This window comes from Curvibacter sp. APW13 (assembly GCF_032337135.1).
In the GTDB taxonomy this organism is placed as follows: Bacteria; Pseudomonadota; Gammaproteobacteria; order Burkholderiales; family Burkholderiaceae_C; genus Allorhodoferax.
In genome coordinates this window covers 450175-464827 of sequence record NZ_JAVXZZ010000001.1, presented here as the reverse complement: position 1 = coordinate 464827, position 14653 = coordinate 450175, and the positions used below count along the sequence as shown (strand labels likewise).

The 14653-nt window shown below is 66.5% G+C and carries 7 protein-coding genes; 5 read left to right on the top strand and 2 right to left on the bottom strand.

Annotated features, from left to right (window positions below):
- The first annotated feature begins 75 nt into the window (after nt 1-75).
- The 3 genes from RQP54_RS02065 to RQP54_RS02055 all read left to right on the top strand — a co-directional run bounded on the left by RQP54_RS02065 (nt 76) and on the right by RQP54_RS02055 (nt 4501).
- The gene (locus tag RQP54_RS02065; RefSeq protein ID WP_315676508.1) at nt 76-1302 is read left to right on the top strand and encodes a multidrug effflux MFS transporter; all 1227 of its coding nucleotides are present in this window, start codon (nt 76-78) and stop codon (nt 1300-1302) included.
- A 100-nt stretch (nt 1303-1402) separates the two neighbouring features.
- Nucleotides 1403-2182, top strand: a complete 780-nt coding sequence (locus RQP54_RS02060) for a hypothetical protein (protein WP_315676507.1) — start codon at nt 1403-1405, stop codon at nt 2180-2182.
- A 165-nt stretch (nt 2183-2347) separates the two neighbouring features.
- Nucleotides 2348-4501 (top strand): methyl-accepting chemotaxis protein, encoded by a 2154-nt coding sequence (locus RQP54_RS02055; RefSeq protein WP_315676506.1) that lies wholly within the window; start codon nt 2348-2350, stop codon nt 4499-4501.
- 20 nt (nt 4502-4521) lie between these two features.
- Here RQP54_RS02055 and RQP54_RS02050 read toward each other — a convergent pair whose 3' ends face one another.
- Nucleotides 4522-7746, bottom strand: coding sequence for an EAL domain-containing protein (locus tag RQP54_RS02050; RefSeq protein WP_315676505.1), 3225 nt, complete (start codon nt 7744-7746; stop codon nt 4522-4524).
- Nucleotides 7747-7892: 146 nt separating this feature from the next.
- Here RQP54_RS02050 and imuA point away from each other — a divergent pair, with 146 nt between their 5' ends.
- A complete protein-coding gene (imuA, locus tag RQP54_RS02045) occupies nt 7893-8621 on the top strand; it encodes a translesion DNA synthesis-associated protein ImuA (RefSeq protein WP_315676504.1) in 729 nt (242 codons plus the stop codon).
- The gene (locus tag RQP54_RS02040) at nt 8590-9990 is read left to right on the top strand and encodes a DNA polymerase Y family protein (protein WP_315676503.1); all 1401 of its coding nucleotides are present in this window, start codon (nt 8590-8592) and stop codon (nt 9988-9990) included. Before imuA ends, RQP54_RS02040 begins: the two co-directional genes overlap by 32 nt.
- A 12-nt stretch (nt 9991-10002) precedes the next feature.
- Here RQP54_RS02040 and RQP54_RS02035 read toward each other — a convergent pair whose 3' ends face one another.
- Entirely contained in the window at nt 10003-14619 is a 4617-nt protein-coding gene (locus tag RQP54_RS02035) for a CHASE domain-containing protein (protein ID WP_315676502.1), read from the bottom strand.
- Nucleotides 14620-14653: the final 34 nt, after the last annotated feature.

Below are 14653 nucleotides of genomic sequence, written 5' to 3'. Positions count from 1 at the left end.
GGCAAATGATGCGGATCAGCTTAGCAGATGCCGCCGTCGTGTTCCAATGGGGTGCTGTCCGCACACCCGAATGCCATGAATCCGAACGCCAAAGACCTGTGGAAGGCCCCGCAGTGGGCTTTTGCCATCCTGCTCGCTCTCCTGGGCATGCTGGGGCCGTTTTCCATCGACACCTACCTGCCGGCCTTTGCCGACATGGGCCGCACGCTGGACGCCAGCCCGGTACAGCTGCAGCAGACGCTCTCCGCCTACCTGTTTGCCTTTGCCTTCATGAGCCTGTTCCACGGCGCCATCTCCGACAGCGTGGGGCGGCGCCCCGTGGTGCTGTGGGGCTTGGCGGTGTTCACCCTGGCCAGCGTGGGCTGCGCACTGTCGCAGACCATCGGGCAGCTGATCTTCTTCCGTGCCATGCAGGGGTTGTCCACGGGGGCGGGCATCGTGATTTCACGCGCCATCATCCGCGACATGTTCCCGCCTGACCAGGCCCAGAAGGTCATGAGCCAGGTCACCATCTTCTTCGGCGTGGCCCCGGCCATCGCTCCCATGGTGGGGGGCTGGCTGCTGGTGCAGGTGAGCTGGCATGCGATCTTCTGGTTCCTCAGTGCCATCGGTGTGGCGCTGTGGCTGGCGATCTACCGCCTGCTGCCCGAAACCCTGCACGAGGAGCAGCGCCAATCCTTCCACCCCAGCAACCTGTTGGCCGGTTACTGGCAGCTTGGGTCGGACCCGCGTTTCCTGTTGCTGGCTCTGGCCAGTGGCATCCCGTTCAACGGCATGTTCCTCTACGTGCTCAGCGCCCCGGTGTTCCTGGGCGAGCACCTGGGGCTTACGCCACAGCATTTCTTCTGGTTCTTCATCCTCACCATCAGCGGCATCATGGGGGGCGCGGCGGTGAGCGGGCGCCTGGCGGGCAAGATGGCCCCGAAGCGCCAGATCCGCCATGGCTTTGTCATCATGCTGCTGATCGGGGTGCTCAACCTGGTGCTCAATGCGCTGTTCCAGGCCGACGTGCGTTGGGCACTGTTCCCGATTGCGGTGTTCGCCTTCGGCTGGGCCCTGATGGTGCCGGTGGTGACCCTGCTGGTGCTGGACCTGCACCCCGAACGCCGTGGCATGGCGTCGAGCCTGCAGATGTTCATTGGCTCCAGTGCCAACGGCTTGGTGGCCGGTGTGGTGGCTCCGCTGGTCATGCACTCCACGGTGGCATTGGCGCTGGCGTCGCTGCTGATGATGGGCCTGGGCCTGTGTTCGTGGTTCTACATCCGCTGGCGCTGGCCGACGATAGGCGAAACCGGCCACTGAGGGGCAGGTGGGCGCCCTCGGGCCGCTGGCATTTGGCCTGGGAGGTCGGTACCATGGTGCGGTACCGATTCCGAATCCGGTCCGTCCCAGGAGAGTGTCCATGAGGGTGTTGCACAGCGTTCGATGGTGGTGGCTGCTGCTGATCAGCCTGCCGTGTGGCATGGCGTGGGCACAAACACCGGTATCGGGTGCGGTGACCGTTCGCCTGATGTCGCAATACGACTACCCTCCATTCCAGACCGGTGCCGAAGAAGGCCTGACCTTCGAACTGGCCGAATACCTCACACGCCATGCCAATGGCCAGTACCGTTTTGTGGCCGAAGTGCTGCCGCGCAAGCGCCTGGACCTGTACCTGGCCGATCCGGCCGCCCTGTGGGTGGTGCCCTGGGCTGTGCCGCGTTTTTTCGGGCCGGATGCGACGAGCACGTATGCCTGGAGCCCGCCCTACATGGCCGATGGCAACCACCTGCTCACGCGCAAGGGAAGCGCCATTCGCTATACCGGCCCTGAATCGTTGGCCGGGCTGCGGTTTGGGGCCACGCTCGGGCACCGCTATGGGCTGCTCGACCCGCTGGTCCAGGCCGGTCGCCTGATGCGCGAGGATTGCTACAACCTGCTGTGCAACGTCGAGAAGCTCAAGCGCGATCGGGTGGATTTCGCCTGGGTCCCCAGCGGTTCGATCGGCTACTTGCGCAAGCAGGTCAGTGATTTCGACACCAGCATCGAGGTGTCTGTGCGTCCGGTGGAGAGCTTCGAGCGCAGCTTCATGCTGCCCAAAGGGCAGCCAGCCCTGCAGCGTTACCTTGAGGGTATGGTGCGCAAGCTGGCCAGTGACCCGGCCTGGAAAGATGCACTGAACCCCGCAGGGATGGGGCGTTGACACCATGCGGGTCGCGCGCAGCAGGGCGAGTGCGACAGACGTCCGGATTCTCCTGGGTGTATTGACTCAAGTCATGTTCCAATGGAACGCGTGGTGGTAGCCTTGTATATTTCCAAGAACATGCACGACGCTTTGTGTGCAATGTAAATTCCAAGGGAGGAGATCATGCCGTTGCTGCATCGTCTTTCGCTGGCGTCCAAGTTTCTGATCCTGGGCGTCATTTCGCTGGTCATGCTGGCGCTGCCGACCACGCTGTACCTGCAGAACTCACTCTCCGAAGTCCGCACGGCCCAACGGGAGGCGAGTGCCCGCGAGGCTGTGGCCAGCCTCAACAACGTGGTGCGCTTTGCCCAGATCCACCGCGGCCTGTCGGCCGGAGCGCTGGGGGGCAATGAGACGTTGGCACAGCGTCGGCCTGCCGCACGCGACTCCGTGAACAAGCACATGGACGCCCTGGAGGCAGAGTTCAAGCGCATCGGTGTCTCGGCACCCACGATGGCTGCCTGGGACGAAATCCGCAAAGCCTGGGTGGTGGTGGAAAAAGGGGTGGACAGCAAGGAACTCAAGGCCGCGGACAGCACCCGATTGCACACCCAGCTGATCTCCAAGATCTTGGTCATGAACGAAGGGGTGCTGGTCGATTTCGGTCTGGCCACCGACAGCGAAGCCGATGCCTTCTTCCTGATCCAGTCGTCGCTCGTAAACATGCTCGCGCTGGGGGAAAGTCTGGGGCAGATGCGAGCCCAGGGGGCCAACCTGTTGACCGTGGGCAACATGACACCCGGAGCGCGGGCCGGTCTGATCGCGCTGGACAAGCGCATTGGCGAGCAGCTGGGGGACATGTACCGTAACCTGAACCGTGCCATGAACCTGAACCCGGACCTGAAGGCCGCGCTGTCTGCCAAGGCGGATGCGGCCAAGGTTCTGGTGGAGGGCGCCCGCGGGCTGGCCGACACCAAGGTGTTCAATGCGGAAGAACTCATCTTCCCGGCGCCCCAGTACTTCGACGAGTTCACGCGCACCATTGAAGGTCTGTATGCCTTCAATGCCGATGCCATGAACCTGTTGGCGGATTCGCTGCAGTCGCGGGTGTCCCGCTTCCAGCGGTTCCAGTACCTGGTGCTGGCGGTGCTGGTACTGTGCCTGGGGGGCGCTGTTGCCTTGTCCTGGGCTTTCATTCGCAGCATCACCGAACCCGTGCGCGAGGCGGTGGAAGTGGCCACCGCGGTATCCAAGGGCGACCTGTCGGTGGCTGTGCCGGTGCGCGGCACCAATGAGTTCGGCCAGCTCATGCAGGCCATGGACGACATGCGCCAGCACCTGGCCCAGGTGGTCTCGTCGGTACGCCAGGGCTCGGAGTCCGTGGCTTCCGCCTCCGCCGAAATCGCCCAAGGCAACAACGACCTCTCCGCCCGCACCGAGCAGCAGGCCGCTGCCATTGAGGAAACCAACGCCTCCATGAGCGAACTCGGCGGCACCGTGAACCAGAACGCCGACGCCGCCCGCCAGGCCAACCAGCTCGCCACCAATGCGTCTTCCGTCGCCGTCCAGGGCGGTGAAGTCGTCAGTCGGGTCGTCGACACCATGAAGGACATCAACGACTCCAGCCGCAAGATCGCCGACATCATCTCCGTCATAGACGGCATCGCCTTCCAGACCAACATCCTGGCCCTGAACGCTGCGGTGGAAGCCGCGCGTGCCGGAGAACAGGGAAGAGGCTTCGCTGTCGTGGCCTCCGAAGTACGTGCCCTGGCCGGGCGCTCTGCCGAAGCCGCCAAGGAAATCAAGGCCCTGATCACTGCCAGCGTGGAGAAGGTAGAGCACGGCACCACCCTGGTGGACCAGGCCGGTAGCACCATGACCGAAGTCGTGGCCTCGATCCAGCGCGTCACCGACATCATGGGCGAAATCAGCGCGGCTTCCAACGAACAGAGCCTGGGCGTGAGCCAGATCAGCGAGGCCATCGGCTCCATGGACCAGACCACGCAGCAGAACGCGGCCCTGGTCGAAGAGATGGCGGCTGCAGCGTCGAGCCTCAAATCCCAAGCGCAGGAACTGGTGCAGACGGTGGCGGTGTTCAAGCTGGCCGACGGCCACCAGGCCCCGAGCAAGATGCAGGTACGCGCACCGAACTCCAGTGCCAAGCCCTTCGCCGGCACCGAGCGGCGCGAAAGCGCCACTGCGAAAAGCGCAATGGCCCACACCACGCCCCTGAAGCCGGCACCGAAACCCGCACCCAAGAGCGCGCCGGTGGCTGCGCCCAAACCGGCACCGGCCCCCAAGGCCGCGGGCGGGGATGACGGGTGGGAGACCTTCTGAGGCGGTAGCGCCCAACCTGTTCAGCGCTGTCCCTGCCGGGTCGATGCGGTGCCGATATCGTTGCGTGGCGCTTCGGCCCAGGCGGCGAAGGCATCGCTGGCCAGCGGGCGGCTGAAGTGGTAGCCCTGCAGCTCGTCACAGTTGAGCGCGGTAAGCACCTGTGCGGTGGCCAGGTTTTCCACCCCTTCTGCCACCACTTCCAGGCCCAGTGAGTGCCCCAAGGCAATGACGGCACGCACGATCGCCATGTCGGCGCTGTCGTGCAGCATGTCCTGCACGAAGGACTTGTCCACCTTGAGCCGGTCAATGTCGAAGCGCTTGAGGTAGGCCAGGCTGGAGTAGCCTGTGCCGAAGTCGTCGATCGACAGGTGCAGCCCGAGTGCCTTGAGGGCACTGATCTGCTGCTGTGCCACCAATGCGTTGTCCATGAGCTGGGACTCCGTGATCTCGAGTTCCAGCCGGTCCGGACGGATGCCGGCATCTTGCAGCATGGCGCGGATCTCGGGCACCAGTTCCGGGTCGCCGAGCTGGGCTGCCGACAGGTTGACCGAGATGCGCACCTCCTGCAGCGGGCTGGGCATGCCTTCCTGCTCCCGCAGGCTCCAGGCTTGCAGTTGCAGGCAGGCCTGCTGGATGACCCAGGCACCGATGGATCGGATCAGCCCTGCCTCTTCCGCCAGGGGGATGAATTCCGACGGAGGAACGGCACCGAACTCGGCGTTGTTCCAGCGCAGCAGGGCTTCGGCACTGAGCAGTTGCAGGCTGCCCGCCTGCAGGCGCGGCTGGTAGCACAGGTGAAGCTCGTTGCGCTCCAGTGCCTTGCGCAGCTGGGCCTCCATGGCCTGGCGCCGCAGTGCACGCTCATCGGTTTCTGGGGAGTAGAAGCGTGCCATGTCGCGCCCGGCCGTCTTGGCTTCGTACATGGCTGCGTCGGCGCGGCGCATCAGTTCTTCGATGGTCTTGCCGTCATGCGGATAGACGGCGATGCCGACACTGCAGGAGACGTGCAGTTCCTGGCCTTCCACCTCGTGCGCCTGGCGGATGAGGGGGATCAAACGCCGCTCGACCAGGGCCGTCACTTCGTCCTTGCTGACCACGTGACGCAGGATGACCACGAACTCGTCGCCACCCAGGCGGCTGACCGTGTCGCGGCTGCGCACGGCCTGGCCCAGCCGTGCAGCCACCGAACGCAGCAGCCCGTCGCCGATGTGGTGACCCAGGGTGTCGTTGATGGCCTTGAAACGGTCCAGGTCGATGAACAGCACGGCCACCTGCTCGCCGGTCTGGCGCGCCTGGTTGAGTGCCTGATCCAGGCGTTGCACGCACAGCGAGCGGTTGGGCAGCTCGGTGAGCACATCGTGCAGGGCCAGGAAGCGGATGCGTTCCTCGTTCTTCTTGCGGTCGGTGATATCCAGCGCGATGCCGATGAACTGGGTGATCGCGCCGTCTTTCTGCTTGTCGCGCACTGCCGATACCATGAGCCAGGCCGGGTAGGTTTCGCCGGAGCGTCGGCGCAGACAGACTTCCCCTTGCCACGACTCCTGGCTCTGCAGCAGTTCGGGTAGCTGGGTCGAAAGCGCCTGGTCGCCCTCGCTGATCAGGGTGGTCAGCGATTCGCCCACGACTTCATAGAAGTCGTAGCTGGTGCTGCGGCAGAAGGCCCGGTTCACGCTCACGATCTTCAGGCCCGCGTCCATGATCATGATGCTTTCGTTGGAGGCTTCGAACACCTTGGCCCACAGCTCCAGCCGTTGCTCCATGACCTTGAGCATGTTGATCGGGGTGAATGCGGTGAGCAAGGCGTCCTGCCCCTGGTACTGCAGGCGCCGGGCCGAGAGCACGGCCCACATCGGACCGGTGGGAGATTTCCAGCGTGCCTCGAACTCGTCCACGTGCCCCTGGTCGGCCAGTCGCTGGAAGAAGCGTGCCCGTACACCCGGTTCGAGACCGTGGCGCCACGGGTCGAGCTGCTGGTCGTTGAGCCACGGCTGGGCGAATGCGTTCGAATGCAGTACCCGGTGTTCCGGTACCGAGGTCACCACCAGCGGCACAGGCAGGGCCTCCACGAACTCCTTCTGTGCCTGGGCAGCACGGGCACTGGCGGCGAGTTCCTGCTGGATCAGGCGGTCGCGGTCCAGCTGTTCGAGCATGTCGTTGAAGGCCCACACCAGCTGGCCGATCTCGTCCTGGCTGTCCCAGTGGGCGCGCAGCGTATGGTCATTGCTCTTGCGCACCTTGTTGGCTACCTTGGCCAGGTGGTCCAGGGGCGTGGCGATCTGACGCGCCACGACCGTTACCAGCGTCAGGATGCCGATCAGCAGCAGCAGGGCGGTTCCCAGGTGCAGCCACATGCGGGCAAACAGTCCCGAGACTCGCGTATGCAGCAGGCCTTCCAGGTCTTCCAGCTGGTTGTGCCAGGCGCTGTCGAGCGCAAGCATGGCGGCCCGCGTCAGCTGTGAGGTCTGTGCCGCGTCCCGCTCGGTCGGGGCCTGCGCCTGTTCTGCCAGATAGCTCTGCAACTTGCCCACCGACTGCTGCAGGTACCGCAGCGATGGCTGCAGCCGCCCCTGCAGTTGGGGTGTACCGGCGCGCTGCGCCTGTATCTGATCGGCCTCGATGCCGGCCCATGCGGCGTCCAGTCCGCCCCGCAGGCGCAGGATGTCCACGGTCTGGTTGGCATGCGGGTGCGCGGACGGAGACTGGAAATAGGCATCGATGGAGGTGATCGAGCGCAGCAGTTCGGGGTAGCGCAGCACGACCAGTGACATCACGTAATAGCTGTCGAGGTCCGGGTCCAGGATCAGGTTGGACTGGTTGCCTACAGTACGGATCAACTCCGACGCGGAGTCGTTCAGGGCCTGGATGCTCTGCCACTGCTGTGACTGCGAAGCCGCTTCGTGGTGCATCTGCCGGGCCTGGCCCAGGGCCATCTCGAAGGCATCGGCTTCCCGGTGCGCCTGCAGGTTGTCGTCCTCGTCCTTGCGGATGAAGGCCAGGTTCTGCAGCGGGGCCGAGAGATCGGCGCCCGGCGAGGTGTACGCCGTCATGAGTGTGGCCCGGACCGCCTCGATGTAGTGGGTTCCCACAATTTCCTTGCGGGCGAAATCGATCCCGAGGTATTTCTCGTGGATCAGGATGCTCGAGACGTAGATCACCGCAGTGAGGTCGAGCAGGTAGATGAGCATGAGCTTGCGGCTCACTCTCAGGGTTCCGAGCCACTTCAGAAAGCGTTGCGATAGCGTCATGCGTGGAGCCTTTGCACCTTGGTCGAACGGATGCCGCCGCAGTACGCATGTTTTGTGCCAATGCAGGCCAGGGCAGGGCTGTACAGCAGGGAAAAGCCTCGATATACTGTACAAAAACACAGTATAAATGCCTGGCTTCTTCCACCATGTCTGCCCTTCCGGATGCTCCAACGGCTGCATCCCTTGCCCATTTGCATGCCGGTCTGTGGCGTGCCGACAGCCTGTCGGCGGCGCCCCAGCCGGTGCTGGCCAGCGGCCATGCAGCGCTCGACGCCGTGCTGCCGGGCGGAGGGTGGCCGGTGGGGGCCCTGTGCGAGCTGTTGCAGCCTCCGGGGCAGCACAGCGAGTGGCGGCTCTTGCTGCCGGCGCTGGCGCGCAGCGGGCAAGGGGCGGTGGTGCTGGTGGCACCCCCTGGGGTTCCGTTTGCGCCCGCACTCGCGGCCCAGGGCCTGGCGGCGCAGCGCCTGGTGTGGCTGCGCCTGGCACCCGACCAGGAGCACGAGCGCTTGTGGGCTGCCGAGCAGGCCTTGCGCTGTGCCCAGGCCGATGCGGTGCTGCTGTGGCTGCCTGGCCCGGCGCACGGCGCACAGGCGGCCCACCTGCGGCGTCTGCACCTGGCCGCTGTGCAGCATGGCAGCCTGTTCTTTGCCCTGCGTGAGCACAGTGCGCGCCAGCAGGCTTCGGCGGCGGTGCTGCGGCTGGGCTTGGGGCTGGCGCCGCATGGAACGGACAGCGCGCTGCAGGTCGAGGTAATCAAGCGCCGCGGGCCGCCGCTGCAGGCCCCGGTGCATCTGGGCGCCCGGGTGGCGGCCGTGGCGACGGTACTGGCGGCGGGAGACACGCATGTGGTGGCTGGCACTGCGCACCGCGCCTGAGGCCGCGGCGGCGCCCGGCCCGGTGCAGCCGCTGGCACCTGCCCCCGGCAGTGAGAACGTGGCCGCCGTGCTGGCCTGGCGCTGCCTGCAACGCACGCCGCTGGTGGCGCAGGTCGATGGTGTGCTGGTCATGGAGCTCTCGGGCAGCGTGCGCCTGTTTGGTGGCCAGGCTGCCCTGCTGCGCCGGATCTACATCGAAAACAAGCCGCTGGCCCCGGTGGAATATGCGCAAGGCGCTACATCTTTGGTAGCTGTTGGGCGTTTGCTGGCCGGTTCGCCACTGCATGCGCCCCTGCCGCCCGAGGCGCTGCCGCTGCAGGCCCTGGCTGCGGCGCGGCCCCATGCGGAGCTGCTGGCGCGCATGGGGGTGCGCACCTGGGGGCAGCTGCGGGCCTTGCCACGGGGCGGGGTGGTGCGCCGTTTCGGGCAGGGCCTGCTCGATGCCCTGGACCGCGCCTGGGGCGATGCCCCCGAGACCTACGACTGGCTCCAGGCCCCGGCGCGGTTTGCACAGCGCGTCGAGCTGGCCGCCAGTGTCGACAGTGCGCCGGGCCTGCTGTTCGGTGCGCGGCGCCTGCTGGCGCTGCTGCTGGAGTGGCTGCGCGCCCGCCAGCATGGGGTGCTGGCACTGGAGCTGGTGTGGGAGCTCGACGCACGCCGGGCCAACCTGCGCCACCGCGATGCCTACCACCAGGGCGACCACTGCGGACGCCTGCTGCTGCGCACGGCGCAGCCGACCCAGGACATGGCGCACCTGCAGCGCCTGCTGGCCGAGCACCTGGCCCGGGTGCAGCTGCCGGCACCGGTGCTGGTGCTGCAGCTGCACAGCCGCCAGACGGCGCCGATGGGCGGCGAGAGCCACAGCCTGCTGGCGCAGGTGCAGCGCCAGGGTGAAGCCCTGCAGCCCACGCTGGAGCGGCTGGCGGCGCGGCTGGGTGCCGAGCAGGTGCTGGGGGTGCAGCTGTGCGACGCACACCAGCCCGAGGCCATGCAGCACTGGGCCCCCCACACCGGAACCCTGCCTCCGCATCCAGTTGCTATTAAAAAAAGAGCTGTTCACGCACATTCTTCCTGGGCTGGTGCTCAATGGGGCATGGATGCAGCGGCTGCACCTGCGGCGCTGGCGCAGGCCGCGCGCTTGCTGCCGCCCCTGCTGCTGGAGCCGCCGAGCCGGGTCGCGCCCCAGCGGCTGCGCTTGCTGGGCCCGGTGCAGCGGCTGGAGACGGGGTGGTTGGACGGGGTGCCGGTGCTGCGCGACTACCGGCTGGCGCAGCTAGCGGGTGTGGGGCTGGTGTGGGTGTTTCGCGAGCGTCTGGCTGCCCGCAGCGATGCCGAAACCCCGTGGTACCTGCACGGGGTGTGGGGGTAGCTGCGGGCCCGCTCAGCTGCTGGTGTCTTCGTGGGCGAGCAGTGTTTGGACGATGCCGTGGGCGCGGCTGAATTCCAGCGCCTGCAGGGCCGCGTCCAGATCGGCGAGTTCGGTGGCTGGCAGGCTTTCCAGCGGCACGCGCTGTTCGGCGTAGCACTCCAGCGCGCCAAAGTCTTCGGCGTGCAGCAAGGGGGCGAGCCGTTCCAGCGCCTGGCGAGCCGCATCCGAAAGTGCAGTCGACGGCGGAGGGGCGGCGTCGGGCCGCGCTGTGCCGCCCAACGCGGCCAGCGCCACCGCTAGATCGGTGCCTGTCTGGGCCAGCAGCCGGTCCAGCGGCTCCAGCGCAGCCAGCAGCCCGGCGGTGTCACCGCGCTGCGCCTGGCTTTCCAGCTGCGCTGCCTGGCGTGAAAGCGCAAAGCAGCCCACCAGCGCCGACGTGCCCTTGAGCGTGTGCAGCAGCATGCGTGCTGCGGCCAGGTCACCACGTGCCAGCTGCTCACGCAGTTGCGGCGCGTGCTGGCCCAACTGGGCCGCAAACTCCTGGGCACTGCGCAGGAACAAGTCTTTCTTGCCGCCCATGCGCTCCAGCGCGGCGGGCAGGTCCATGTTCTGGTTGGTGCTGGCCTGTGCTGCGGCGGGAGCGTCGTCCGGTGCCGCCGTGCGCCCCGTCAGGCGCAGGATCAGGGCCACCAGCCGGTGCAGGTCGAAGGGCTTGCCGATATGGTCGTTCATGCCCGCGGCCAGGCACTCGGCACGGTCGCTGGCCATGGCGTTGGCGCTCAAGCCCACAATCGGAAGATCCGGCAGCTGCAGTTGCTGGCGCACGTACGCCGTGGCGGCATAGCCATCCATGACCGGCATCTGGATGTCCATCAGCACCAGATCGAACGGCGGACTGGCTGCGGCGATCGCTTCCACACCGGCGCGCCCGTTGGCTGCCAGCGACACCCGCGCGCCTTGGGCACTGAGCAGTTCTTCGGCTACCTGCTGGTTGATCAGGTTGTCTTCCACCACCAGGATGTGCAGGCCGCGCAGCGGGTGCGAGGCGTTGTTGCGCCGGCTTTGCCGGACGCGGTGCCGGCCTTCGGCGCGGTTGAGCACGGCATCGCGCAGCATGTGCGCGGTGACGGGCTTGACCAGGTAGCCGTTGACGAGCACCTGGTCCTGCGCCGAGAGTTGGTCCAGGTTCCTGCGCGCATTGGCCGTGACCATGATGATGGTCGGTGGGGTGTGCGTTCCCGACGGGGCTGCGAGTGCACGCAGGCGCGCGGCGGTCTGCCAGCCATCGATGCCGGGCAGGTTCCAGTCCATGAGCACGGCGTCGAAGTGGGGCGGCGTGCCTTGGGGCGAGGCTTCCAGCAGGGCCAGTGCGGCCTCGCCACTGTCGACCGCCGTGCACTGCCAGCCATTGGCCGCGCACATGGCTTCGGTGAGTTGGCGCGCCAGGGCGTTGTCTTCCACCAGCAGTACGTGCAGGGCCTGCTGCGCAGGCTGCGCCGTGGCAGCCTCTGCGTCTGCCACCGCCACCATGTCCAGGGTGAAATGGAAGGTGCTTCCGCGGCCGACTTGGCTGTCGACCCCAATCTTGCCACCCATGAGCTGCACCAGTTGCTGGCTGATGGCCAGCCCCAGCCCGGTACCGCCGAAGCGGCGGGTGGTGGAGGCTTCGGCCTGGGAAAAGGACTGGAACAGGCGGGCCTGCTGCTCGGCACTGATGCCGATGCCGCTGTCGGACACGGAAAAGGCTATGCGCACCCGTTCCCCCAGCCGTTCCAGCAGCGCCAGGCGCACCACCACGTTGCCCTGTTCGGTGAACTTCACGGCATTGCCCGCCAGGTTGATGAGCACCTGGCGCAGACGGTTGGCGTCCACGCGCACGGTGTCGGGCAAGGCCGGGTCAATGTCGAACAGCAATTCCACCGGCTTCTTGCCGACATAGGCGCTCAGCAACACCGACAGGTCCTGCAGGAAAGGGTCCAGCGGCGTGGGCTGGGGGTCGAGCTCCATCTTGCCGGCGTCTACCTTGGACAGGTCCAGGATGTCGTTGAGCAGGGTCAGCAGCGATTCGGCGGCGCTGCGCGACTTGCGCAGATAGTCTTCCTGCTGCGCATTGAGTTCGGTGTTGTCGAGCAGGCTGAGCATGCCCAGCACGGCATTCATGGGGGTACGCAGTTCGTGGCTCATGTTGGCCAGGAACTGGCCCTTGGCCACCGTGGCGGCCTGGGCTGCGTGCATGGCCTGTTCCAGCTGGGTCTGGGCCTGGCGCCGTTCGGTCACGTCCTGGGTGGCACCGGCCATGCGCCGGGGCTGGCCAGTGCTGTCGCGGTACACCTTGGCACGGGTGTGGAACCAGCGGTATGCGCCCGACCCGGTGCGCAATTGCACCTCCAGGTTGAACTCGGCCGAGTTGGCCAGTGCGGCGTCGAGCATGCGCCGGTTCGGCTCCACGCTGTCGGGGTGCAGCAGGTCTCGGAAGCTGCTGGCGCGGGCCGGCAGTTCTTGCGGGGTGTAGCCCAGCAGCCGGTAGTAGCTGGGGGACCACCATTGCGCATCCTGGCCAATGTCCATCCAGTCCCACAAGCCTTCGTTGCTGCCTTCGACGGCCAGTTCCAGGCGGTGGGTCGCCTGCAGCAGGGCCGCTTCGTTGGCCTTGCGCTCGGTGATTTCGGTGCGGATGGATACGTAGCGCTCGACCAGCCCATCGTCGCCGATGAAAGGGGCGATCATGCTGTCCACCCAGTACAGCGCGCCGTCCTTGCGCCGGTTGCAGATCTCTCCACGCCAGGGGCGGCCGCTGGAAATGGTGCCCCACATCTCGGACCAGAACGCAGGGGGATGTTCGCCCGAGTTGACGATGCGGTGGTTCTGCCCAACCAATTCTTCCTTGCTGTATCCCGACACCGCGCAAAAGCTCTGGTTGACGTCGGTGATGGTGCCATGGCGGTCGGAAAACGACACGATGGCATGCGTTTCCACCGTGGTGAGGAGTGCTTGCGAGCTGCGCAGGGCCGCCTGCAGCCGCAGTTCGGTGGACTTGAGCTCGGTGATGTCTGAACCCACGCCGATGAAACCTGCCAGCTGGCCCCGCTCGTCCTGGAAGGGCGTGAACTGGGCATCAATGTAGCGGACTCGGCCCGAGCGTGCGGTGAACGACAGTGCAATCGTTCCTGCCTTGCCCTGTTCCAGCAAATGGGTCAGTGTGGCGCGGGCCTCATCGGTGCCGTCCACGAATACTGGCATCTCCAGCATGTGCTGCCCCAGCAGCGGCAGGGTGGGGTCGGGGCGCATGCGCCTGAAGGCTTCATTCACCCAGGTGATGTGGCCGGTGGGGTCGAGGATGACCACCGCGTCCTGGGTATGGTTGGCCACCTGGTTCAGGCGCTGGATGTCCTGTGTCATGGCCTGGGCCAGGCGCTGGGCCCGTTGCTGCGACTGGCCCAGCAGCCAGATGGCCGCCGCCAGCAAGGTGCTGGCCAGGGCACCCACACCGCCCATGACCAGCAGGGTGGAGTCTTTCTGCATCGAGCTGACTCCCAGTGGCGAGGGCCAGAACTGCAGCGTCAGGTTGCGCCCACCTACCGCCAGGTAGGTGGTGCTGGCCTGGGCCTCGGCCGGGCCCACCGCATGGGGCGTGCTGCGGTAGACCAGGTGGTCGGCGTCGGCGGGGCCGTCGTAGATGGCGAAGTCCACCAGGTCGCCAGCTACCGCGGTAGCGCCTTCCAGCAACTCCCGGGCCACGATGGGGACATACACCAGACCGCGCAGGGTGTCTGGTGAAGGGGTGTCGGTGCTGTAGACCGGCAACAGGTACAGGAACCCGGGCGTCTTGCTACTGTCCTGCACCAGTTCGACGCGTTCGGTCAGTGCCGGCTGTCCGCTGTGGATGGCCCGTTCGGCGGCTTCGCGCCGGCGGGGCTCGGAGCCGATATCGAAGCCCAGTGCGGCCCGGTTGTTCTCGAATGGTTCGATGTGGCGGATGACCAGCAGGTCGCTGGCCTGGCCCTGGGTACGGACCTGGAATTCCGGGCCGATTTCCTGGCGGGCAATCTGCAGGTAGGCGTCGAGGTGCGCGCGCGGCACGCGCTCGATGAAACCAAAGCCGCGGATGCCGGGAAACTCCACGGGCAGGTTGCGGTTCAGCACCCAGCGCCGGAATTCGGCATGGGTCATGTCGGAGGTACTTGCATAGGTCGCGCGCAGACCCCGCAGTCCGTACAGGGGTTGGGTGAAGCGGCGCTCGATTTCCTGGCTCAGGCGCCCCACGCGCCACTGCAGTTCAGTATCCTGCTCCTGCTGCGCATCCTGCATCTTCCAGTGCAGCAGGCCGCCGGTCAGTGCCAGGCCCAGTACCTGCGCGCCCAGCGCCATGGCCAGGGCGCGTCGGCGCGATACGGCATCGGCATGCGACGGCTCGGTGGAGGCGGCCTGGTGGCGCAGGGCGGTGCTGGCACGCCAGAAGATGAGCGGGGTGGTGAGGCAGGCCAGCAGTGCCGCATCGACCACGGCTTCGGTCAGCCCCGCAATCCCGGGGGCGAGCCAGGACAGCAGCAGCATGATGCCGAACTCGGCCAGCACCAGAATCAGGAGGACTTCTCCCAGCAAGCGCAGGTTCCGCTGCAGTGGACTCACATGACTCTCCCTGTAGTGCGCTTGGTGGCGGTGT

Bases quoted from the DNA above. Each gene is read 5' to 3' on its own strand.
- RQP54_RS02060 (WP_315676507.1), top strand. From the start codon at position 1,403: ATGAGGGTGTTGCACAGCGTTCGATGGTGGTGGCTGCTGCTGATCAGC.
- RQP54_RS02050 (WP_315676505.1), bottom strand. From the start codon at position 7,746: ATGACGCTATCGCAACGCTTTCTGAAGTGGCTCGGAACCCTGAGAGTG.
- RQP54_RS02065 (WP_315676508.1), top strand. From the start codon at position 76: ATGAATCCGAACGCCAAAGACCTGTGGAAGGCCCCGCAGTGGGCTTTT.
- RQP54_RS02040 (WP_315676503.1), top strand. From the start codon at position 8,590: ATGTGGTGGCTGGCACTGCGCACCGCGCCTGAGGCCGCGGCGGCGCCC.
- RQP54_RS02055 (WP_315676506.1), top strand. From the start codon at position 2,348: ATGCCGTTGCTGCATCGTCTTTCGCTGGCGTCCAAGTTTCTGATCCTG.
- imuA (WP_315676504.1), top strand. From the start codon at position 7,893: ATGTCTGCCCTTCCGGATGCTCCAACGGCTGCATCCCTTGCCCATTTG.